Raw genomic sequence first — 22,782 nt, 5'->3', positions numbered from 1 at the left:
GAATGATGAGGATCCATCGCCGACAAGGATATGCCGTGGCAGGGGCGCCGCCATAAAAAAGGAGGGAGTCGTGAGAGCGTGAAAATGATGTGAGCTGATGGCTCGCTTGTGAGCCTGCTTTGCGCGAACGCTCGGTGTTCGCGCCTCCAGGGCGAAGTTTCGCCCTGGAGGTCGTTGTTCATTCGTGCCCAGTGGAGTTATCTATGTCGCTCATTCGTAGCTCGGTTCGTCTCATGGGGTTCGCGGCGCTCTACGCGTCTTTGCTTGGAACGACATCTTGCTCGCGCTGGCTGGACGACGGCGCGGGCCCAGGCGCCGAAGGAGGCGGCGGCGATGCCAGCGGCAGCGGCGGTTCCGGCGTCAGCGGCAGCGCCATCAGCGGCAGCGGCGGCAGCGGCGGCAGCGGCGGCAGCGGCGGCAGCGGCGGCAGCGGCGGCAGCGGCGGCAGCGGCGGCAGCGGCGGCAGCGGCGGCAGCGGCGGCAGCGGTATTGGTGGGGCTGGTGTCGGCGGGGCCGCGACCGGGAGCGGCGGACCGTCCGTCTGCGCAGACGACGCCTACGAGGCGAACGACGCGTCCACGTCTGCGGCTCCGCTCGCCTATGACGACACCGACGACAGCCTCGGTCCCAGCGCGTGGTTTTCCAAGATCGATTTCGTCCTCTGCCAAGGCGACGAGGACTGGTACCTGCTCGACACCACCTCTCTCGGGATCGAGGAGGTCAATTGGAGCCTCCGCGTCCTGGCCTCTGGGGCAGAGCTGTGCGGCGGGGGTTGTGAGCAGTATACTCCGCCCCCCGGCCCAGAGAACACGTTGATCGTGGAGGTCTACAGCGCTGCCACGATGGAGCTCCTCGGGGCTGAGGAGAGCGATCACGGACGGGTGTGGCTCGACGGAGGGGGCGCGGGTTCGGCGAACGATCTGCTGCTCCGCATCTATGGGCCGCCCGAGGCGAGCTACCCGTACGACATGAGCTTTGTCGCCAAGTCCTATGAAGGGGAGGACGAGTGCGAGTGCTGATCTTCGCCTAGCGCCGCGGCGCCGGCGCTCCTCTCTGCGCCCGTGTCCCAGGGGGGCCGGGCGGCTCGGCGCTGCCCCGCGCGCCGCGCGCCGCGCGCCGCGCGCCGCCAGGAGCGAGCTCGGCGCCCGCTCAGCCCTGCTTCGGCGCCTTCATCCGCGCCGGATCCACGCTCACGTCGCGCGCCACCTTGCCGAACGCGATGACGCTCCGGTCGCCGTTCCGCTCCTCGATGACCACGCGCCGCACCGACCACAGCTCCGGCCCCGAGACCATCTCGAGGCTGCGCACGTGCTTCGCGACCTCCTCGGCCCGCGGCCGCGCCGCCAGCGTGATCCCGTCCGCGCGGCTCGGGATCGACAGGTCGTAGCGCGCCCGCAGCCTCTCGAGGTCGCCGCCGAGCAGCACAAGGAGGTCCGAGAGCACCGCCCCGAAGCGCCCCGCCGCGCCGCGCCCCGCGCCCGCCGCGCCCTTCGGCGTCGCGAAGCCGAACCCCTCGGGCGTGATCCAGTAGGTGATCGCGTCCGGCGGCTTCAGCTCCCACCGGAGGCGGTCCGGCAGCACCAGCGTCATCTCGCCGTCGCTCTTCACCGCCGTCGCGAGCAGGCCGATGCTCCGCTCCTGCGTGAACGGCGCGACCAGCGTCTTCACCGACGCGCGCGCCCGCGTGATCTCCGCGAGCGCGTCGCCCACCTCGTCCGCCTCCGCGCGGCGCGCGTGGCTGCCGACCGACAGCGCCCCCCCGCACGCCGCGAGCCCCATCAAGAAAGATCGTCGCTGCATCCTCGCCTCGTCGCCTCGTCCTCTTCATGTCAGACGAGCGCGCCGCGCTCAATCCGCAATGGGCTTCGGCGTGTTGGCCCCGCTCTCCGGCAGGTCGGGCTTCGCGATGTAGTCCTTCGGGAGCTCGCCCGTCAGGCTCTTCAGCCAGACGACGATCTGCTCGACCTGGGCGTGGGACAGGTCCTTGCCGAGCTGGTGCTTGCCCATGAGCCGCACCGCCTCCTGCAGCGACGAGACCGACCCGTCGTGGAAGTACGGCGCCGTCATGGCCACGTTGCGGAGCGTCGGCACCCGGAAGACCATGAAATCGGCCTGCTTCTTCGTGATCTCGAAGACGCCGCGGTCCATCGTGTCGGGCCACGACCGCACCAGGCCGAGCTTCTGGAACATCGTCGCCCCGACGTGCGGGCCGAAGTGGCACGTCACGCAGCCGACCTCGACGAACGTGTTGAACCCTTCCTTCTCCGCGTTGGTCAGCGCCTCGGGCTCCCCTTCGAGGAACAGGTCCCACCGCCCGCGCGTGATCAGCTTGCGCTCGAACGCGCCGATCGCCTTCGCGGTGTTGTTGACGTTGACGGGCCACGGATCGCTCGGGAACGCCCTGCCGAACGCCTTCACGTACTCCGGGATGGAGCGCAGCGTCGCCTCCAGCCGCACCGGCGTCATCGCCATCTCGCTCGGGTTCATCATCGGCCCGTTGGCCTGCGCCTCGACGCTGTCGAAGCGCCCGTCCCACATGAGCGAGAAGAACCCCGCGGAGTTGTACACGCTCGGCGTGTTGCGGCGGCCGCTCTGGTGCGCGTGCCCGATCGACACCTTCGCGCCGTCCGCGCCGTAGCGATCGAGCGGGTGGCACGAGTTGCACGCGAGGTCGTGGTTCTTCGAGAGCCGCGTGTCGTAGTAGAGCATCCGGCCGAGGTTGATCTTCTCGTCGGTGAGCGGGTTGCTCGAGGACGTGATGACCGCCGGCAGCGGGTTGAAGCTCCCGAGCCGCTCCGGATCGATCTGCACGGCCGGCTCGGCCGGGGCCGCGGAGGCCCCCGGCGCCGCGGTGGCCGCGGCCGGGGCCGCTGCCGCCGGCGCGGGCTGCGCGCCGGACGCCGGGGAGGACGCCGACGCCGTCGTCTTCTGCACGAGCCAGGCGCCCACGCCCGCGCCCGTCGCGGCGACGAGCGCCGCCGCCGCCACGAGCGGGGCCGCCCTGCTGCGACGGCGCACGGAGGCGGTGGGCTGGTCGCCCGCCACGATGATCGTCTTCTGGAACGGCACGTGGGTGCCAGCGACGGCGCTCGACGAGGGGGGGCCGTCCGGGAGCCCGCGGATCAGCACGCCGCGGCCCGGGGTCAGGTGGTGGCCGCTCTGGGTCGCGTGGTGGCCGCTCTGGGTCGTGTGGTGGCCGCTCTGGGAGTGGAGGCCGCTCTGGGAGTGCTGGCCGCTCTGGCCGAAGGGCCCGCTGTGCGTGACGTGCTCGGGCCAGCTGCGGGGCGTGCCCACGGGCGTGGGCGGGCGCCGCGTCGCCATATCGCCGCCGTCCGGCCAGCTGCGGGACGTGCCCGCGGGCGTCGGCGTGCGCCGGGAGAGCTCGGCGCCGCTCTGCCAGCTGCGGGGCGTGCCCACGGGCGTGGGCGGGCGCCGCGTCGGCGCTTCGGGGTTCGGGGGCCCCTGCGAGGGCGGCGGCATGTCGGCCTGCAGCGAGTCGGGGAGGGGCCGCAGCATGCCCTCGTGGATCGAGATGCCGTGCGGCAGGAGCATCCGGCACTCGTCGAGCATCTCCGCCGCGCTCTGGAAGCGCAGGTTCCTGTCGATCTGGAGCGCGCGCTGGACGATCTCGGCGACCTCGTACGGCACCCAGGGCGCCAGGCTCTGGATGGGCGGCGCCGGCGTCGAGCAGATCGCGACGATGAGCTCGCCGAGCCCCCGCGAGTTCCTGTAGGGGGTGCGCCCGGCGAGCATCTTGAAGAGGACGATGCCGAGCGACCAGACGTCGGTCCGGCCGTCCACGTCCCGCAGGTTGCGCGCCTGCTCGGGCGACATGTAGATCGGCGAGCCGATCAGGTTGCTCGTGGCCGTGAGCTCCTTCTGTTGCTCGAAGCTGTCGTCCTGGATCTTGGCGACGCCGAAGTCGAGGAGCTTGACCGCGTACTCGCCCCCGTCGCGCCGCGCCAGGAACAGGTTGGCGGGCTTGATGTCGCGGTGGAGGACGCGCGCGTCGTGCGCCTTGATGAGGCCCATGCACGCCTGCGCCACGATGCAGACCGCGAGCTCGGGCGGCAGGGGGCCGAGCCGCCGGAGCATCTGGTCGACGTCCTCTCCGTTGAGCAGCTCCATCACGAGGAAGGGCAGGCCGGTCGCGCGGTCCCTCCCGCTATCGAGCACGCTCGCGATGTGCTCGCTGTCGATCGCGCCGGCCGCCCTGGCCTCGCGCTCGAAGCGGGCCATCACCGCCTCGTCCTGCGCGAGCTTGCTCGTGATCACCTTGACGGCGACGCGGCGGCCGGTGCCCAGGTGCCGTGCCTCGTAGACCGCCCCCATCCCGCCTTCCCCGAGCAGCCCGAGGATGACGTACCGTTGATCGAGGGTCGTGTTGATCAGGTTGATGTCCGTCATGGTCTGGTCGACCCGGTCGCCGCTCCGATGCCGCGACCTTGGCGCCCCGAATCGCATTGTCGGACGGAAGGTCGCTCTAGGCAATCTTGCGGTAAGGCCGCGCTGGATGAGAGGTGTCCCACCTCCGGTGTACGGGCGAGGGAGAGAGCAGGCCCTGAAACCACGTCGAAACAGTTGCGATTTCGCGTCGGGTGTGTCGTTGCCGCGCTGAAGTGAGGGCCGACGCGCGCGCGGCGCGTTCGTGCTCGACGGGCGCCGCGCTGCCGCGCTCGCTCGCCACGGGAGGGGCCAGCGCAGGTGCGGCGCCGATGTGCTCGCGACGGCGCGAACACGGCATGGAGGCGGCGCTGTCGCGCTTGCGGGAGGGACGGAGCCGTTATTAAGTGAGCTCTGTTTATTTAAGGAGCGTCGCTGCCCCGCTCACCGCCTTCGTGGGGTGAACCGGCGCGCTCCCAGGCGGCGTAGTCGCCGCTCGTGAGCAGCGGATCTTCGGGCAGGGCGCCGGGCTCGGTCGCGTCGAGCGCCGGGTCGAACGCGGGGTCGAGCAGGCGCGCGAGGTCGAAGCGCAGGAAGCGGCCGGCGAGGTGCGGGCCCTCGCTGACCCAGAGGACGCGCGCCGTCGCGTCCATGACGACGCCGTGGGTGGCGATGAGCGCGTCGATCGCGCGCCGGTCGCCGAGCGGCAGCGGCGCGCCGCCGGGCCCGCGCCGGTCGCGCAGGACGTCGATCGCCGCCTCGATCCTGGCGCCGTCGGGCAGCGCCGCGAGCCGCTCGTCGAGGCGCTTGCGCCGCGCGTGGGTCGAGGTCTCGGCCTCGACGCGGAGGTTGCGCGGATCGCCGGCGAGCGGCCCCTCGAAGTGGTTCGTGAGCGGGACCTTGCCGCGGCCGCGGCGCGCGTGGAGCTCCGCGCCCGGCGCCCGCTCGGCGATCGCCGTCTCGCCGCTCGCGTCGACGAGCATCACGAGGTGGGAGACCATCGGCGCGTGCGCCTCGAGGATCGCGAGCGCCTCGTCGACGCCCCGCGCGCGGCCGAGCACCTCGCGCATCGTGTGGACGACCGGCTCGCCTGCCGCGCGCGGCTCGCCGGCGCGCCCGCCGTGGACGACGAGCGCGAGGCCCTCGGCGTTCATCCCCGTCACCGCGCCGACGAGGCCGGGCCAGGACACCGAGGCGTACGGGATCTTCCCCTGCTCGTGGACGAGGAAGACCGCCTTGCCCTCGTCGAAGACGGGCCCGGCCTCGAAGTCGAAGTTGCGGGCGAGCAGCGCGTGCCCGTCCGCCGACGCGGTCCCGGTGAGCGCGAAGCTCGTGCAGCCGATGAGCGGCGAGTGCTCGAACGAGAGCGCGATGTCGTAGAGCGACTGGAGGAAGACGAAGCGGTGGTACGTCGGGAGGACGCCGTCGAACGGGTCGGGCGAGAAGGCGCGGGCCTGCGAGGCGATCTCGCGCCGGACGCCGTCGGTCATGCCGGCGTCCACGTCGCGGAACTCGAGGCGCGACAGGTCCATGATGAGCCACCGGAGCGGGGCGACGGGCACGAAGCGGCGGAACTGCTCGTAGAGCGTCGCCTCGTTCTGGACCATCTCCGGGTAGAAGAGCCGCCCGTGCTGGTGCCCGATCTCCTCCGGCGATCCGGAGAGGCGCGCCTCGAGGATCCGCCCGCGGCGGCGCACGTAGGCCGGGCCGAGCACGCGCAGCCCCCCCGGCCGCACCTCGGGCTCGCCGGCCGCCGCGCCGATCGGCGGCGGCTCGATCCGCGTCGCGGCGGCGATGCCGAGGTGCGCGAGGGCCGGCGCGGCGAGGAGCGCGGCGGCCGCGAGGAGCTTGCGGCGGTGGCGTGCGAGGCGCGACGGCCGCAAATCAGGGGGGCGACGTCGCCGGCTGCGACGGGTGGGGATCGAGCTCCGGGGCGAGCGCGCTCGCTCCGGCCGGGCGGCGCGGGTCCGGCGACAGCTCCGGCGCGGCGGGCACGTGGCGGAGCCCGCGCGTGAGCGCCAGCGTCGCGAGCACCCGGCGGATGATCCGCGCCGGGTCGCGCACGCTGTCGAAGTGGGTGAGCCGCTCGCCCTCGGGCGGATAGATGACCTGGATCGGCACCTCGACGAGGCGGACGCCGGCGGCCACCGCGCGCAGGAGGATCTCCGCCTCGAAGGCGTACCCCTCGTCTCGCCCGCCGAGCGACAGCGTCGTCCGGAGCGGGTAGCGGCGCAGGCCGCACTGGGTGTCCGCGAAGGGGCGGCCGGCGAAGAGGGAGAGGAAGAAGTTCGAGATCCGGTTCGAGATCTGGTTCGCGCGCGGCGCGCCTGCGCCCACGAGATCGCGGATGCCGAGCACCAGCGCCTCGGGGTCGGCGTCGGCCTCGATGAGGCGCCGCGCCTCCTCCGGCGGGTGCTGCCCGTCGGCGTCGATCGTGACCGCCACGTCGAAGCCCGCGGCGAGGGCGAACTCCATCCCCGTGCGCAGGGCGGCGCCCTTGCCCTGGTTCTCCGGGTGGCTCAGCACCGTGGCGCCGGCCGCGCGCGCCCGCTCGGCCGTCCGGTCGCTCGACCCGTCGTCCACCACGATGACGTTGCCGCCCAGGCCGCTCACCCGGAGCGCCTCCCGCGTGACGTCCCCAACGTTGCGCTCGGCCTGGTAGGCGGGAATGATGGCGCAGATCCGCATGAAGCAGAGCGCGATTACCATGGTGTGCCCTGGATGAACAGCGCCAGGCGCCCGGAGCACCGTCCGGGCCTGCTCCGCCGTCGGCCTGCGTTCCGCCGCGTCTGGATGAGCGAGGTCGTCTCGCTGCTCGGCGACTGGATGAGCTTCGTCGCGGTGAGCCTGCTCGCTCTGGGGGGTGAGGGGGGCGGGGTCGTGGCGCTCGCGCTGGTGATGGTGGGGCACCACCTCCCGATCGCGCTGTTCGCGCCGGTGGCGGGCGTGCTCGCGGACCGGCTCGATCGGCGGTGGCTGCTCGTCGCGACGAGCGTTGTGCAGGGGGCGCTCACGGTCGGCATGCTGGGCGCCGCGGTCCTCGGCAGCGTGATCGGGCTGCAGGTCCTCGTCTTCGCGCGCGCGTCGGTGGGCGCGCTGCGTTTGCCGGCGCAGAGCGCGGTGCTGCGCCACGTCGTCGAGGAGGACGAGCTGCTCGAGGCGAACGCGATCGCGTCGGCGACGTGGAGCGTCATGTTCGCGGTCGGGATGGCGGTCGGCGGCCTGATCGCGGGGCTCGGCCCTGCGGCGGCGCTCGCCCTGGACGCGGCGTCGTTCGGCCTGTCGGCGCTGTTCCTCCGCGGGCTCCCGCCGATGGTGGCGGAGGGGCGTGCGGAGGGCGGCATCCTGGCGGCGCTCGCGTCGGTGCGCCGCGACATGGTGCTCGCGTGGCAGCACGCGTGGGAGCGGCCGCGGCTGCTCGACGCGGTCCTCGCGAAGACGCCGGTCCACATGGCGAACGGCGGGGCGCTGCTCTTGCTCAACCTGCTCGCGACGCAGCTCCCCTTCGCGGGCACGGGCGCGCTCACGCTGGGGGTCCTCCAGTGCGTGCGCGGCGCGGGGACCGGGGTCGGCCCGCTGGCCGGCGTCGCGCTGGTCCGTCGCGGCCTGCGGGGCGAGCTCGCGGCGACCGGGGCCGCGTGGCTGACGTTCGGGGCGATCGCGGTGTTCGCGGTGACCCGCCACCCGGCGGCGCTGCTCGCGGTCGCGCTCGTGTGGGGCCTGGGCAGCGGGGCGAACTGGGTCCTGTCGAGCTCGGAGATCCAGCGGCTCTCGCCGGATCGCTTCGTCGGCCGGCTCTCGGCCATCGACAACCTGGCCCTCACGGTCGGCCTGTGCGGGACGTTGCTCGGCGGGGCGGTCCTAGTCGAGCGCGTCGGTGTGCCCGCGGCTTCCGCCTGGCTCGGCCTCGGCGCCGGCGTCGTCGCCTGGCTCGGGGTCCAGTGGGTGCTGCGCCGGCGGGCCGCGGCGGTCCCGGCGGTCCCGGCGGTCCCGGCGGTCCCGGCGGTCCCGGCGGTCCCGGCGGTCCCGGCGCAGCATCCCTTGCCGCCCGAGCCGGGGCCGCATCCCTTGCCGCCCGAGACCGAGCGCGGCTAGCCTCCCGCTCCGATGATCCCGGACGGTTGGGCGTCGCTGCGCGGCCTCTCGGTGCGCCGCTGCGAGGACGAGGGCCTCCTCAACGGCACCTGGCTGGCCGGCGACCCGCCGCGGTACGTGGTCCAGCGGGTGAGCCCTGTCTTCGCCCCCGAGGTCCACGACGACATCGAGGCGGTGACGTCTCACCTCGCCGCCCGCGGCCTTGCGACGCCGCGCCTGCTGCGCGCCGGCGACGGCGCTCTCTGGGCGCGGGATGGCGCGGGCGCGGTGTGGCGGGTGATGGACTTCGTCCCTGGCCGCACGCACCACCGGGTCGGCTCGCCGGCGCTGGCGCGCGCCGCGGGGGAGCTCGTGGCCCGGTTCCACCGCGCGGTGGACGACCTCGAGCACGTGTACCGCCACGTCCGCGCCGGCGCGCACGACACGGCGCTCCACATGGAGCGGCTGGACGGCGCGGCCACGGGCGGCGAGGGGCGGCGGCTGGCGGACGCCATCCTCGACGGCTTTCGCACGTGGCGGGGGCGGCTCGACCTGCCGGTCCGGCACTGCCACGGCGACCTCAAGATCTCGAACCTGCGCTTCTCCGAGGCGGGGGAGGGGATCTGCCTGCTCGATCTCGACACCCTCGCGCTCCAGTCGCTCGACGTGGAGCTCGGCGACGCGTGGCGGTCGTGGTGCAACCCGGTCGGGGAGGACTCGACCGAGACGCGCTTCGACCTAGACGTCTTCGCCGCCTCGGTCGCCGGCTACCGCGAGGCGCGGCCGCTCGGCGCGGAGGAGCGGGAGGCGCTCGTCGACGCGGCGGAGCGGATCGCCCTGGAGCTCGCGGCGCGCTTCTGCCGTGACGCCTTCGAGGACCGGTACTTCGGCTGGGATCCGGCGCGCTTCCCGACGCGGGTCTCGCACAACCTGCACCGGGCGGCGGGGCAGCTCTCGCTGGCGCGCTCGGCGCGGCGGCAGCGCGGGGAGATCGCGCGGCTGCTCGCGGAGGGCTGACGAGGCACGCGCGCCCCGCCGCGCCGAGCGCCTCGATGCGCTATGGCCGCTCGGCGCCCGTCACGGATCCGCCACGGAGTAGGTCATCACCGGCTGCATCCGGCCTTTGACCGTGATCTCGCTGATTGGACGTGTGTTGAAGACGTCCTTCACGAGGACGTGTGTGTCCTCGCTGAGGAGCACGCTCACGCCGAGCTCCTTTGTCGCGCTCTCCAGGCGCGAGGCGAGGTTCACCGCGTCGCCGATGACCGTGTACTCCATCCGGGCTTCGCTGCCGATGTTGCCGGCGACGACCTCGCCGGTGTGGATCCCGACACCGGTCTTCAGCGCCGGGATACCCCGCTTGGCGAGCCGCTCGTTGAAGCGCTCGAGCGCGGCGCGCATGCGGACGGCCGCGCGCACGGCGCGCACGGCGTCGTTCGGCCTGGGGACGGGCGCGCCGAACACCGCCATGATCGCGTCGCCGATGTACTTATCGACGACCCCGCCCTCGTCGAGGATGATGGCCACCATCTCGGTGAAATACTCGTTGAGGAGCCCCACGAGCTCATGGGCGTTCATCCTCTCGCTGATGGTCGTGAAGCTCCGGATATCGGAGAAGAGGATCGAGACGGTGAGCGTCTCTCCGCCGAGCTGCACCTTGCCGGAGAGCAGGTGTTCGAGCACGGACTCGGTCATGTACTTGCCGAAGGTGCTGCGGAGTTTGTCGCGCTCCTTGAGGCCGTCGACCATCGAGTTGAAGCCTGTCGCGAGATCCTCCAGCTCGTCGCCGGTATTCACCGCCTCCACATGGACGTAGTGCTGTTGCTCGAGCTGCTTGAGGGCGACGTTCACGCGGGAGAGCGCGCGCGACATCGTGGTCGCGAGGCGCGCGCCGAGGATCAGCGAGACGAGCGCCGCGAGGGTGAGCACCCCGGCCGCGAACATCAGGTTCTGGCGCACGATTTTCCGGACGTCGCTCACGTCGAGCGCCATGACGATCGAAAAATCGCCGGCCTTGCCCTGCAGCGATCGGGGCGCGAAGCGGGAGAGGGCCCAGAGCGAGCTCGCGTCCTCGACCCTCGTGGGGTGGGCCTCGTCGCCGATGACGGCGCCCTGGAGCAGCTCGGCCGGGAAGCGCGCCGTGCCGGTGATCCTCTTGCCCGACGGATCGACGAGCGCGATCTCCACGCCGAGCCTCGTCGCCGCTTCGTCGAAGTACGTGTGATCGATGGGGATGCAGGCGAGCAGCGATCCGGCGTCGCTCCTCGCGCGCTGGGCGATCATGTACGCAGGCGGCGAGCCTGCTTGTCCATCACACCCATGGACGAGCACGTCCCGCAGGTCGTCCATCTCGGCGATACCCGAGAGTCCCTCTGTGAGCCCGGGGACGTCGTCTGTGCTCCGCGGCGGCGCATCGAGCCCCCTCGCCGCGACCAGCTCGCCGAGCTCGTCGAAGGCGGCGATGGCGACGTTGGGATGAGCGGCGATGACGGCCTCGAGCGCCGTCCCCACGGCCGCCTCGTTCCGCAGCCGGAGCCCCTCGACCAGCTCGCGCGTACGGGACGCCTGGCGTGAGGTCGTCGAGATGGCGCGCTGCTGCTGCCTGAGCTCCAGCCGGAAGTTGCGGATCGCCCGCGGGACACGCTCGCTGATCTGCGCGATGAGCTGCCGGTGCATCACCCAGGACAACACGGGCAGGGCCGCGAGGGTCGCGAGCGAAGAGAGCGCGACGAGGACGGTGAGCTTGGCGCGAACGGTGCTGAGGCGGAACATGAAGACCGCCATCAAAGCAAAGTCCGCTCCCGGTGGACAGCGCTTCGTCCGGGTAGCGCGCCGATCACGTTGGAGTCCTGAGGAAATCAACAGAAGGGAAGAGCAACCGCAAGGGCGCAAGGGGCGCAAGGGGAAGGCAAGAAAATATCTCATCTCTGGTTCCTCTCGCCCCTTGCGCCCTTGCGGTTGCTCTCTTTCCCCCCATTGCTTGCCCTTGGAGCTTGCTTCACGGCAGATCGGTCGGGCCTAGCAGCCCATTGAATTCAGGCAAATTTCAACCTGTTCTGTGCTCTAGGCGATCACCGGCTGCTGGCGAGACCGCTGCGCGGTGCTCGTCATCGACGACGAGGCTGACAACCGCGGCGCAGCACCACCGGGTGGCGGCGACCACATCCACCGGAGATCGATGCCGTCGGCGTCAACCTGGACCGGCCTCTACCAGAGACGCCCATCGCCACCGAGCCTCGTGCTGGAGGGGTGCAGGCTGCATCAGCGGCCGATACACGCGTTCCGGATCTCTGCGACCGTCTCGAGGATGCCGTCGCGAATGCCCAGGATCTCGCACACATCCGCGGCCCCCGCGCGCGGGATCAAATCGTACATGTCGGCCGCGAACCTCTCGAGCTCCCGACATCCGTACGAGCTCTTGAAGAGCCCCTCCACGTACCGCTGTTCCCTCCTTTTCGCGGCATCGTAGTTTCGCAGTGAAGCTCCAATGCTGCACTCCGTGGGCACCGCGAGCACCGTGCTCGTCACGAGCGCCAGCGCCGCACCCAGGCCCGACATGACAACCTTGGCACGATTCATGATCGCCCCCTCCTCTGTGCTGGAGCAGAGATCGGCGCCTTGCCATTCCTGCTGCAACACACCCATCGCATAGGGTCGGCCCGAGGGCATTGCCAGCCGCTGGGTGCGTATCCGACGAGGAAGGTGTGGAAGAGGATCGGAGACGGCTGTCCTCGTCAGGACATCATCCGACCGGGCGGGCGGGAGATGTCGAGACGTGGGTAGGCGCCTCTCTGAGCAGGCGGCAGGACATGGGCGGGAGCCCGCTCGACCACGCCCCGGGAATTGGGGACATGGGCGTGGGCCTCACCGGTCGGGCGGCCAGCATGTCGGACATGGGCGGGTGCCTGCTCGACGAGGTAGTGCTCAACTTTGAGCGGGAGTGCTCAAAATAGCCTGATTCGCGTGGCGAACGTCGATCTCGGTCCGTAGCGTTCGACCCAAGGAAGTGCAGCCCGCGGCGATTGCCGTCGCCCGGGCTGCGTGGCCGAACCCCGTTACAGCGAGGTCCGACGATGCAGTTGTACCTGATCCCTCCCGATGGTGGGCAAGGCGAAGGTGCGCCCGCGCGCCGCCGCCGTGTTTCCCCCTGCCTTTCCCTGACCCCAACCCAGCGCAAGCGTCTCCGGGCGGCATTGCGCAGCCTTCGATCCGCGTACGGCTCGTGGTCCTGCTTGGCCGAGGTGATGGACATGTCCGTCATCGCGGTCGAGAGCATCGCGAACGGACGGGCCAACGGCTCGCCCGCTACCGCGCTGCGGGCTGCGAAGGCAGCGGGCGTCACCGTCGAGCAGCTGCTCGACGGGCTCGCTGTGGTCCACCGCTGCCCGACGTGCGGGAGGAGCGGATGAAGCCCCGGCGGAAGGGGGCGAAGAGCCAGCCAACCGCGCGACACCCGAAGAAGAAGCCGACGATCGAGGCGATCATGGCCGAGCGCGGCATCGTCCTGGCGACGCTCGCCGGCATCCCGAAGCGCGACCGCCGCGACGTGGAGGCCGAGGTGTTGCTCAACGCCTGGAACGCCGTCCGTCGGGGGCTCTACAGACCTGACCCGCGAGACAAGCCCAGGGACGCGCTCCGGAAGTGGCTCCACGGGATCGCGTGGCGCCTCGCCTCGCACTACATCCACAGCGCGTGGTCGCGGCGCGCCGTGCTCCATCCGTCGCCGCTCGGGTTGCTCCGCGAGCCCGTCGGCATCGACATGCACGCCCAGATCGAGGCGCGTGAGGTGCTCGACGCCATGACCGAGCTCCCGGACTGGCAGGTCGACGCGCTCCTCTCCGTCGACAGCCCGGAGAGCCTCGTCGCGTACGCCCGACGGCGCCGGATGAACCCACACACGGCGGCGTCCAGGCTCCGCATCGCTCGGGAAGCGCTCGCTCTGCGGCTCAAGAGGTGGTGCCGATGAGCAACCGCGAGACACGCCGCGCGCTGGCCCCGGAAGACCTCGCCTACATCGCGGAGCGGGCGCGCGCCCTTGATCCGTACATCGTCCACCCCTGGGACCGCAACCGGCTCTGGGCCGCCGTGCTTGTCGCTCAGATGAGCGCTACGACTCGCGCCGAATGCGAGGCCGTGGCCGAAGCGCGCGGCGCCTTGCAGATCCTCGACGCCATCGAGCGGCACTTTGTGCGTCGGGAGTAGGCTCCCCATCGGCGATGCGCTACGCGCGAACGTTTTCGTGTGGCGAGGCGATACTAGGTGGTAGAGCTTTGGCCAGAAAACATTCCGCTGTAGCCCTTCTCAGGCGTTCCAGCCGTCTGTTCAAATATCAACTGGCAAATTTTAAGCCCTGGCGTGAGGCGGATCCTCAGTTGCCCGTGGTTAAAAACCTCTAGTTGTATCTGCCCACTGAAGCCAGCATGAATAGTCGGCGCAGTAACGTGGATTCCGACCCCTAGACGCGCAAGCGAGCTCTTGCCCTCAACCCTTGCGGCAAGTCTCGACTGGTATGGCAGCTCTACAAATTCTCGAGTCCATGCCAAAAGGAACGCGCCAGGCTCTAATACATACCCGTCAGTGGCGATGGTGATGTCAGTCGTGCACTGTTGCACTACCGATTGGTAACTGTAACCATCTGAACCTGGGCATATGATCGGCTGCTCGATCCCTTTTGTGTTACTTGTGTTCCAGCGGCGCGCCTTAGAGTCGAGCGTGAGATCGAGGCTTGTAGACGCATATGACGAGGCGTCTGGCGCAGGTACAATCCGGATGGCGTTAGTGGATAACGCTACCTCGATCTCCCTGTCGGTGAGTATCATTTAGCATACCACCGCGTCTTCTTTGACCCACAACCTCCAATTGCCAGACACAGATTCGCGCGGCAGCTCGATAAGAGCTCGCTTGTCCTTGACAGCTAGCGGCCTAGAAGTCTGGAGGTAGCCGTTTGAGAAGGAGTTCTCATGCACCACAACCTCTTCGCTTCTGCCGTCTGCCGTCGTGACCTTGATCAGTCGTTCATTCGGGCCAGGTCCGTCCATGATCAACTCTGCTCTGATCTTCATGTCTCGAACTCCTCCTACTGAATGAGCGTCCGCTTCGACTAGCTCGGCACAGTCCCGCCGGACAGCAGCCCGCGACTGTCTGTACAGTCGCAGTCTACGGCCGACCGTATAGAGATGTCATCGGTGCGTTGCACTAATTTTCAGTACTTGGTTCGCGGAACATCTCTGGCACGATTTGTGCTATTTCCACAGACGAGCAGGATCGTCAAGGGGAAACTACTGCGACATTTGAGCCGGTCAGGTCGCTCGCTTGTAACGGTTCGGGCGCTCATCAGGACGACAGAGCCAGGCCGTTCAGCACGTTAGATATGACATTGTTCGTCGCACGGGCCGCCTGTTCCAGCAGCCATCGGCGGTTTTCCCCGGCGAAATCGCTATAATCAGAGGACTCTAGACGAAGGCGCCCTGCCCCCGGCTGGTCCCCGGAAGCAGGGCTGCGGAACGCCGAGCGGTAGGCCCGCCCTGCGCACGACGCACGTGCAGCATGGGCCCCCGTTCGGGGAGAGGCAAGGCCCTGCATGGCACACGTGCTGCCGATGGCGAAGCGCGTCGAGGTCGTGGCGCATCTTGTCGAGGGAGCGGGCATCCGGCCCACGTCGAGGCTCACCAGCGTGAGCCAGCCGGCGATCTTGTCGCTGCTGCTCCGGGTCGGCGAAGGCTGCGAGCGGCTCCACAACCGGCTCGTGCGCGACGTCGACTGCCGAACGGTCCAGGTCGACGAGATCTGGTCGTACGTCCAGAAGAAGCAGGCGCGGGTCCTGCCGGGCGACTCGCCCGAGGTCGGCGAAGCCTACGTCTTCGTCGGCATGGCGAGCGCGTCGAAGCGCGTGATCTCGTACCGCGTCGGGAAGCGCGACGAGGCGAATACGAACGCGTTCATAGCCGACCTGCGCGCGCGGCTGGTCACGATCCCGCAGTTGTACAGCGACGGATGGGCGCCCTACGTCGCCGCGGTCGGTGGCGCGTTCGCGCTCGTGGGCTCGGTCGACTACGCACAGGTCGTGAAGCGCTACAACCGGAAGGCGCGCAGGGACGACGAGCACCGCTACGAGCCGCCGCGCGACCCGTTCATCACGAAGACGCCCGTGTTCGGCGTACCCGACTTGCAGCGCGCGAGCACGTCGCACGTCGAGCGGCAGAACCTCACGATCCGCATGCACATCCGCAGGTTCACGCGACTCTGCAACGGCTTCAGCAAGCGTCTCCCGCATCACAAGGCAGCCGTCGCGCTGCACATGTTGTTCTACAACTTCTGCCGCCCGCACGAGGCGCTGCGCGTGACTCCCGCCATGGAGGCCGGGCTGACCGACCACGTCTGGAGCGTGGAGGAGCTCGTCGCCGCAGCGCTCTCCGAGGCGGCAGGGGAGCCGCCCAAGCCGAGGGCGCTCAAGCTCCCGGAGCCGCCCCCGGGGACGCCTACGACGCCCGCGCGGGCGCTGCCGAACGGTCGCGGGTTCCTCCGGCTTGTCGGGAGCGCACCGGCTCAGCCTGTGCCCCCTGCGGCGTCCGGAGCGGCTCCGGCGGAACCGGAACCCCCGCCGTCAGAGCCGCCTCCCTCGCCGAAAACGAGGCGGATGGTGCAGCTCTCGTTGTTCGACGACCCGTAGGTCCCGCTCCGCCCCCCGCCAGCAGACGGTCCGCGGCCGATCCACGGCCGGCGCCGGATTACTATGCGCTTGACGCAGGCGATCGACCATGTACTATGAGCCTTGAGCATGCGTCAGATGTCGAACTAGTACAAGTTCTGCGGCGTACGAGGCAAGATGGCCGACAACAAGGAACATGGAGCCCGTAAGGGTGACCAGAAGTTCAGGGACATTGAATTCAATGCGGGACGCGTCTTCACGCCGTCTGCGCCGATCGACCAGCAACGCCTGTTTGCTGGCCGCTTGAAGCAACTCAGGAAGACGCTAGACGCCATCGGCGCCAAGGGACAGCACGTTGTGCTTTACGGCGAGCGCGGCGTCGGCAAGACGTCGCTGGCGAGCACGGTGACCCACATTCTCAGCGGCCCGTCCAAGATTATGTCCGTACGGCAGAATTGCCATGAAGGGGACACGTATGGCAGAATCTGGAAACGGGCCTTCTCAACAGTCACGCTGACCGTGACTAAGCCAAGAATAGGCTTTTCAAACGACGTCATACAGGAGGTAAAAACCTTGGCATCGTCGCTTTCCGACGAGCCGGAGCCTGACGAAGTCATCATGGCTCTGAGGCAGATAGATGCCAAGATCGTGTTTATCTTCGATGAGTTTGACCAGATCGCCGACAAGCGCGTATCGAACGCGTTCGCAGAGACGATTAAAGCTCTATCTGATTACGCAGTCAGCTCCACGATCGTTCTGGTTGGCGTGGGCGACAGCGTCGATGCGCTGATCGCATCGCACGCAAGCGTCGAGCGCGCCATAGTCCAAATATTGCTTCCGCGGATGCGCTCGGACGAGCTGTCGGAGATTATTGCGAAGGCGATGGTCGCTCTGGGAACAACATGCGACGACGATGCCAAGGAGAGAATTGTTCGGCTTTCGCAGGGCTTGCCGCACTACGTACACTTGCTGGGCCTCCATTCAGTGCGCTACGCAGCCGAGCGCGGATCCACAAACGTGGGTCTCGACGATGTGAACCATGGCATAGAAGCGGCGTTGGCGGATGCGTCGCAGTCAGTTCTTGACGCCTATCTCAAAGCTGTATCGACGCCTCAAAAAACCTTGCTGTTTCGCGACATTCTGCTGGCGTGCGCTCTTACGGCAACAGACGAGCTGGGGTGCTTCACACCTGCATCGATCAGACCCTCGCTGAAGGTCATAGGGCAAGATCTAGATATCCCAGCGTTCGCTGGCCACCTGAACAAATTCGCTAGCGCGGGGCGCGGTGACATCTTGCAGAAAATAGGGGTGGCTCGCCGTTTTAGGTACCGGTTCAAGAACCCACTCCTACAACCGTACGTTGTAATGCGCGGCGTCGCAGAGGGGCTGATCTCGATCAAAGACGCCGAGCGACTTCTCGCCGCTCGCGTGCCGGCGCGGCAGTGACACGGCAGTCGCCCATGGCTGAGACGCTAGCGTCCGATTCCGGTTGGAGGTTCGTAGACCCAGCACGCGATATGGTCCAACGCGCCTTCGTCTATCTGCGCTACCTCGTCAGCAGCGCGGCGCGGAAGACGTGGCGCTCGCGGTCCGCTTGGATCATCTGTGCACTGACGGACGCCTGTCGCCGCCAGAGCCGCCCACCGCCCAGGGACCTTGGCACAAGGCGCCACGATCGATGTTCGATGGGTGGACCCCACGTTCTCCCACCTGAACATGCGATAGGCTGTTCAGCCCTGATCAGTTCAGTGATCAAATCGCTTGATCACAAACCTACATCGGGGTACATGACATCGGTGTTTGATCTATCCGTGCCGCGTACGCGGCCCACGGAGGGGATGAGGGCGTAGCGGAGAGCAGCACCACAAAAAACTTCGGGCCGCAAGGAGCGCGCCAACGCTACCTACGGCCCGGGCCGGTCTCAGTAACCGGCTTGCGCGACACCAACCGGCCCCATGCGGGGAAGGCTAGCGGCACCCAACAACCGCCACCTTACCCGCTTGAAGGGTGCCGCGCAAGCCCCCTTTGGCGACTTTCGCGTCGCAGCGGGGATCGGTGTGCCATGCGATCAAACGATCGCGTCTATAGAGCGTGAGTGGGTGTGCCGGTCGTAGTTACGGCTCTACGCATCGGTGCGCACGGACAACGGAGTCTCGCGACTTGGCGGGCTGGCTCCGCCGAGACAAGCCGTGGTTCACGCTATCGTGCAAGGAGGCCATCATATGGCCGCAGATGAGCCCCGCGCGGGCTACAGATTCGTCTACGTCTCCAGCTACTGGCACTGGGGACTGAAGCGCCGTGTGTATGCGTACGAGTTTGGCTACCGGGCCATTCGGCTGGAGGTGAGGATCGCTGGCCCTCACCGCCTGGCGCCGGACCGGCAGCCGAGTGCTCAGCATGCCACGTCGGCAGCGCCTGTTCCGAGGCGGAGGACCAGTAAGACGCTGCGCCGGTAATCACGCCGGTCGCGGATCGCACCGCCCGGTTGGCCTGTGGCTGACCGGGCGTTTTTGCGCGGTCGGTAGCGAGCGCTGACGGGCGACACCGCGCGCGTGGTAGCCTCATGACGACGGGCCGGAAGCGGACTGGCAGTGCGCCACACGAAGGAGCGTGAGATGAACTGGGGCGACGAAGAAGAGATCAGGGTTGATTTCATCCGGCGCATGACGCTGATGCGCGACGAGTACACTCAGTGGGCGGAGCAGCACGAGCGCGAAGCCAACGATGCGCGCAGGATCGGCAAGGACCCGAGAGAACCCCTTCGTGTCGCAGGCCAAGCGCGTCACGTTGCGAAGTGCTGCCAGGAGACCATCGACAGGCTGCTCGCAGCGCCGATGCCAGCGGAGGACGGATGAACCCGGACATGAACCGCCCGCAGAATGGCGACGTGGTGGAGCACGTCGCCGTGCCTGGGCTTACGGGCATTGTCCACGCCACGCTGTACGAGCGAAGCGGCGGTCTCCTGGTCATATGGACCGACAAGGAAGCCCCCAGGTGTATCTGGGTTCCATGCGCCCACGTTCGCCGCCTCCAGCGAGAGCCGTCCGAGGAAGAGCGTGCAGCCGAGGCTGTGTGGCGGCTTTCGGGCTCGGATCGGCAGGGGACCCGGTGACCGCTGTGTGCCGTCAAGGCTGACCGAGGCCCGTTGCTCAAAATTGAGCACTACCCTCGGCGAGGCTCCCGGGCATGTCGAACATGAGCGGGTGCCTGCTCGGCGGGGCTCCCGGGCATGTCGAACACGGGCCTGTGCCTGGCCGAGCAGGCGCCGGGGATGTCGCGACATCCTCGGCGCCCCGCAGCTCACGCCCCCGGCATGTCGCCGCGAGCCTCGCCGGCTACAGCTAGGGATCGGCGCTCACCACCGGCGCGGCCGGCGCTGAGGCGCTGGGCTCCGTGGGCGGGCCGGGTGGCGTGGGCGCGGCCTGCTCCGGCGCCGCGCGCCCGCGCAGGGCCCGCTCGCGATCGCCGTTGAGCTTGTCGACGTACGCGAACAGCCGCGCCTCGTGGTCCGCCGGCAGCTTGCTGCCCTCTTCCTGGATCTCGTCCCGCAGCGCCTCCCGGAAGCGCCCCAGCAGCCCGACCACGGCGCCGCGGAGCGGGCCGGTGGCCGAGGCGTTCTCGCCCGTCGCGAGGAGCGTGGCGCGCCTGCGCAGGAGCTTGTCGATCTCGTCCCCGGCGGCGACGAACGCCTTGCCCCAGTCGTGCAGGCTACCCCCACCGGGCGTGGCGACGGACTTCAGCTCCGCCTTGAGCCGGGTCAGCTCAGGCCGGTTCTCGAGCGCCGCCGAGGCCTCGTCCGCATAAGGGGCGCGCAGCACGTCGAGCTTCGGGACGAACGCCTGCTGCGCGGCGGCGGCCGCCGTCTTGAGCTCCGGCGGCAGCGAGGGGTGCGCCTCGATGGCCTTCGAGAGGAAGAAGATGGCCGCCCCGAGACCGTCGTGCCGGACGTCGGCCTCGGAGAGCTCCCGGGCGAGCGGCGCCTGGGTGCCAGCGGCCTCGGGGATCGCATCGATCTCCCTCTGCTTCGCCCGGAGCCGCGGCTCGTACAGCCTGCCCGTGGCCGAGAGCCGAAGCTCCTCGGCCCTCTCGTCGAGCAGGTCGCGCAGCGCGAGCTTCAGGTCCCCAATCGTGAGATTGCGCAAGGTCACCTCCGTGAATGGCGTGGTCGGCCGCCCCCTCGCCGCACGGGCGGTCGAGAGGGGAGCCAAGGATTATTGCTTGAGCGTCACAGGATAACGAACTTCTCGGCATCCGGTAGTCCGAATTCGATGGCTCGGAGACGGAGCGCCTGCGGGGGCGTCGAATTCGTGCCCAGAAGAGGGCGGATCTCGCGTATTTCGTGGCGAGGCCGCCCGGTCTGTTATCGTTTGTAATTGCTATTTCGATGTCTTTTGCTCAGCTTGCGGCCGCGGAGGAAAGCGATGGCTCCAGGTGGATGAGACGGGTGTGGCGGCGGTGCGCCGGCTGCGTTCTCTTGCTCATCGAGCTCCACGCCCAGGCATGGACAAAAGCCGCACGGTCACGTGCCCGGTCGACCACATCCCCGTCAAGCGAAGCCGATGCAAGGAATGAAAGAAGTGGACTGCTACGTTTTTACGGATGAGCCAAGAGGGGTCGTGTATGAACAGCTGGTAGAATTTTGTTGTAGGATGGCTCCGACGATGCTCCTGGTCGTACGGGATCCGCACCTAGATCCGGGAGATTCTATCAAGAGCCAGCTGGACCTCCTGAGCCCATTTCTTTTGGGTTCATCCCGGGAAAAAGAATGGCCTGGGACCGCGCTGTATGCCGACGAGGCTACTGTTTATCGGTACTCCTCTGGCGAGGGACTTCAGAAATGGCTGAAGCAACGAGCGGCCAGCTTGTTCAGCTGGATTCATCCCGACGCACCGGAGGACCCCTGCTTCCTCCGCCGCAACGGAGACGCGTTGCTTGTTACGATTTCGCATGAGCGCGAGGCATATATGTTGCTGTCTGCGGACGAGATCCAGATTGCTCGGCGCGGGTTCCCAGAGCTCGCATCCATTCTTCAAAAGGAGTGATGAGGCGCAGGCGGCGAGCGGCGGGGGCACCGTCACCACGTGAGCGGCGAGGAGACGGCGTACCACGACCAGCACCTGCCGCCTGCGGGACGGGCGGTTCATGACGAAGCTCATCGATGCAGGGCAGACGCGGATCGCGAGCAAGATGGATCCGGACTGGGGCCGGGGCCCGCTGACGCCGTACTACCACCCGGGCAGCACGAGCTTCGCGTCGAACAACGCCAGTAGATGGTCGGGAGTATCAACCGCGGGGCCTACCCGCCGATCGACCTGGGGCTTTGCACATACGCCTGGAGCAACCCCGTCCTCTTCATCGACCCGACCGGGCGATGGCCAGGCCAGCCGCGCTGCTGATGCGCTGCTCCCGAGGCAGCAGCGTCGCCCCGCGGCGCCGGTGAACGCGCGGTGTTTGCCGTTGGTACGTCCCGTGCTTGCGTCATCCGCACTCGCGCATCCGCGCCGCCGGCGCGCTCGCTGCCGGCCCTGTGCTCGCAGAGGAGCAGCGTCGACGGCGCGGGCTCGCCGCGCGCGACGCTGGCCTGAGGCCAGGGAGGTGCCATCGCCATGTCAGAACGCAAGCTCTTCTACCCGGAACGCTTCAAGACCGCTTCGCGGTATTACACGACCGGCCGCCCTGCCTATCCAAAGCTCCTGAGCCGCCGGGTGGCCCAGCTGGTCGGGCTCGATCGGGGCGCCAGCGTGCTCGATCTCGGGACCGGCCCGGGGTTCCTCGCGATCGACTTCGCGCCGCACGCCGGGCCGGTGACCGCGGTCGATCCATCACCCGAGATGCTCTCGGCGGCCCGGGAGAACGCCGCCCGAGCGAACGTGTCGATCCGGTTCGTCCACGGCAGCTCGTATGAGCTCGGGCCGCACCTCGGCCGTTTCAACCTCGTGACCATCGGTCGCGCCTTCCACTGGATGGACCGCGTCGAGACCATCAAGTCGCTGGACGCGCTGCTCGAGCGAGGCGGCGCAGTGGCGCTGTTCGGAGAGACCTACCCCGAGGTGCCGGCGAACCTGTGGCACAAGGAGTTCCAGGCGCTCATCGACAAGTACTCGACCGATGACCCAGCGCGCCCGCAGATCCGCGAGGCCGCGAAGAACGAAGCCGTGCTGCTCGACTCGGCCTTCAGCCACCTCGAGCGCATCTCCGTCCTCGAGCGGCGGGAGACGCCCGTCGAGCGCTTCGTCGATCGCGCGCTGTCGTTCGCGGCTACATGGCACGGCCGGCCGGGGTCGCGCGAGGAGGACCTGGCCGTCGACGTCCGCAGAGCCATCGCAAAGTACGCCGGCGCGGACGGCACCGTTCAGGAGGTCCTGGAGGGGCACGCGCTGATCGCCCGCCGCCCGCGCGAGGTGCTGGCCGACTGATCCGGCGGAGCCGCTCGAGCGGGGTATGCGAGACCGCCCCATCTGTAACGAGCAGACGGCAATCGGGCGCTCACACAAATGTGAGCAAGGTGGTTTGGGCGACCCGGAACAACGGCCTATCGAGATCGGTTCTTCTAACGAGCTCGCCTCGACCCTTTGCCCTACGCCCCGGCCCCGTTCTGTCCCGTCGCCGCCGAGCCTACCTCGCTGGCCACATGGATACCCTATGCGTGTCGGTATCCGCCATGTGGGTGATAAGGG

Annotated in this window: 20 protein-coding genes; 11 read left to right on the top strand and 9 right to left on the bottom strand. The window is 68.8% G+C overall.

The features are described 5' to 3' along the window. Positions 1–203 precede the first annotated feature (203 nt). Complete coding sequence (locus tag WME90_RS36570) at positions 204–1,019, top strand: hypothetical protein (RefSeq protein WP_437276695.1); 816 nt, start codon at positions 204–206, stop codon at positions 1,017–1,019. A gap of 130 nt (positions 1,020–1,149) precedes the next feature. On the opposite strand, the gene WME90_RS36565 is transcribed toward WME90_RS36570, so the two are convergent. The 4 genes from WME90_RS36565 to WME90_RS36550 form a co-directional block, all read right to left on the bottom strand. Beyond that, positions 1,150–1,800, bottom strand: a complete 651-nt coding sequence (locus WME90_RS36565) for a LolA family protein (RefSeq protein ID WP_437276694.1) — start codon at positions 1,798–1,800, stop codon at positions 1,150–1,152. Positions 1,801–1,848: 48 nt separating this feature from the next. Further along, a complete protein-coding gene (locus WME90_RS36560) occupies positions 1,849–4,407 on the bottom strand; it encodes a cytochrome c peroxidase (protein ID WP_437276693.1) in 2,559 nt (852 codons plus the stop codon). Positions 4,408–4,805: 398 nt separating this feature from the next. Then, complete coding sequence (locus WME90_RS36555) at positions 4,806–6,266, bottom strand: C45 family autoproteolytic acyltransferase/hydolase (protein ID WP_437276692.1); 1,461 nt, start codon at positions 6,264–6,266, stop codon at positions 4,806–4,808. Position 6,267: 1 nt separating this feature from the next. Further along, positions 6,268–7,092, bottom strand: a complete 825-nt coding sequence (locus tag WME90_RS36550) for a glycosyltransferase family 2 protein (protein ID WP_437276691.1) — start codon at positions 7,090–7,092, stop codon at positions 6,268–6,270. A 12-nt stretch (positions 7,093–7,104) separates the two neighbouring features. Here WME90_RS36550 and WME90_RS36545 point away from each other — a divergent pair, with 12 nt between their 5' ends. Both WME90_RS36545 and WME90_RS36540 read left to right on the top strand, forming a co-directional pair. After that, positions 7,105–8,478, top strand: a complete 1,374-nt coding sequence (locus WME90_RS36545; RefSeq protein WP_437276690.1) for an MFS transporter — start codon at positions 7,105–7,107, stop codon at positions 8,476–8,478. A 12-nt stretch (positions 8,479–8,490) separates the two neighbouring features. Then, a complete protein-coding gene (locus WME90_RS36540; RefSeq protein WP_437276689.1) occupies positions 8,491–9,474 on the top strand; it encodes a phosphotransferase enzyme family protein in 984 nt (327 codons plus the stop codon). 60 nt (positions 9,475–9,534) lie between these two features. On the opposite strand, the gene WME90_RS36535 is transcribed toward WME90_RS36540, so the two are convergent. Together WME90_RS36535 and WME90_RS36530 are read right to left on the bottom strand one after the other, a co-directional pair. Continuing rightward, positions 9,535–11,229 carry an adenylate/guanylate cyclase domain-containing protein gene (locus WME90_RS36535; protein WP_437276688.1) on the bottom strand — a complete coding sequence of 565 codons (1,695 nt, stop codon included), beginning with the start codon at positions 11,227–11,229 and terminating at the stop codon, positions 9,535–9,537. Between the two features lie 489 nt (positions 11,230–11,718). Next, positions 11,719–12,036 carry a hypothetical protein gene (locus tag WME90_RS36530; protein WP_437276687.1) on the bottom strand — a complete coding sequence of 106 codons (318 nt, stop codon included), beginning with the start codon at positions 12,034–12,036 and terminating at the stop codon, positions 11,719–11,721. Between the two features lie 671 nt (positions 12,037–12,707). On the opposite strand from WME90_RS36530, the gene WME90_RS36525 reads away from it, so the two are divergent. The 3 genes from WME90_RS36525 to WME90_RS36515 are packed head-to-tail and all read left to right on the top strand — an operon-like array spanning position 12,708 to position 13,659. Continuing rightward, positions 12,708–12,866 (top strand): hypothetical protein, encoded by a 159-nt coding sequence (locus WME90_RS36525; RefSeq protein WP_437276686.1) that lies wholly within the window; start codon positions 12,708–12,710, stop codon positions 12,864–12,866. Further along, positions 12,863–13,423, top strand: a complete 561-nt coding sequence (locus WME90_RS36520; protein ID WP_437276685.1) for a sigma-70 family RNA polymerase sigma factor — start codon at positions 12,863–12,865, stop codon at positions 13,421–13,423. The genes WME90_RS36525 and WME90_RS36520 overlap by 4 nt, the downstream gene beginning before the upstream one ends. Then, entirely contained in the window at positions 13,420–13,659 is a 240-nt protein-coding gene (locus WME90_RS36515) for a hypothetical protein (RefSeq protein WP_437276684.1), read from the top strand. Before WME90_RS36520 ends, WME90_RS36515 begins: the two co-directional genes overlap by 4 nt. Positions 13,660–13,712: 53 nt before the next feature. On the opposite strand, the gene dcd is transcribed toward WME90_RS36515, so the two are convergent. Then, entirely contained in the window at positions 13,713–14,276 is a 564-nt protein-coding gene (dcd, locus tag WME90_RS36510; RefSeq protein WP_437276683.1) for a dCTP deaminase, read from the bottom strand. After that, positions 14,277–14,519, bottom strand: coding sequence for a hypothetical protein (locus WME90_RS36505; protein ID WP_437276682.1), 243 nt, complete (start codon positions 14,517–14,519; stop codon positions 14,277–14,279). Between the two features lie 518 nt (positions 14,520–15,037). Between WME90_RS36505 and WME90_RS36500 the strand changes: the two genes are divergently transcribed. From WME90_RS36500 to WME90_RS36490, 3 genes are all read left to right on the top strand, one after another. Then, on the top strand, positions 15,038–16,126 hold the full coding sequence (locus tag WME90_RS36500; RefSeq protein ID WP_437276681.1) for an IS1 family transposase: 1,089 nt from the start codon (positions 15,038–15,040) through the stop codon (positions 16,124–16,126). 156 nt (positions 16,127–16,282) lie between these two features. After that, the gene (locus WME90_RS36495; RefSeq protein WP_437276680.1) at positions 16,283–17,551 is read left to right on the top strand and encodes an nSTAND1 domain-containing NTPase; all 1,269 of its coding nucleotides are present in this window, start codon (positions 16,283–16,285) and stop codon (positions 17,549–17,551) included. A gap of 1,169 nt (positions 17,552–18,720) precedes the next feature. Beyond that, positions 18,721–18,960, top strand: coding sequence for a hypothetical protein (locus tag WME90_RS36490; protein WP_437276679.1), 240 nt, complete (start codon positions 18,721–18,723; stop codon positions 18,958–18,960). Between the two features lie 486 nt (positions 18,961–19,446). On the opposite strand, the gene WME90_RS36485 is transcribed toward WME90_RS36490, so the two are convergent. Next, positions 19,447–20,247 (bottom strand): hypothetical protein, encoded by an 801-nt coding sequence (locus WME90_RS36485; RefSeq protein WP_437276678.1) that lies wholly within the window; start codon positions 20,245–20,247, stop codon positions 19,447–19,449. 426 nt (positions 20,248–20,673) lie between these two features. On the opposite strand from WME90_RS36485, the gene WME90_RS36480 reads away from it, so the two are divergent. Both WME90_RS36480 and WME90_RS36475 read left to right on the top strand, forming a co-directional pair. After that, complete coding sequence (locus WME90_RS36480) at positions 20,674–21,147, top strand: hypothetical protein (RefSeq protein WP_437276677.1); 474 nt, start codon at positions 20,674–20,676, stop codon at positions 21,145–21,147. A 564-nt stretch (positions 21,148–21,711) separates the two neighbouring features. After that, positions 21,712–22,521, top strand: coding sequence for a class I SAM-dependent methyltransferase (locus WME90_RS36475; RefSeq protein ID WP_437276676.1), 810 nt, complete (start codon positions 21,712–21,714; stop codon positions 22,519–22,521). Positions 22,522–22,782: the final 261 nt, after the last annotated feature.

Source organism: Sorangium sp. So ce375 (assembly GCF_051473855.1).
GTDB lineage: Bacteria > Myxococcota_A > Polyangia > Polyangiales > Polyangiaceae > Sorangium.
This window is presented reverse-complemented; position numbering and strand designations above follow the sequence as displayed.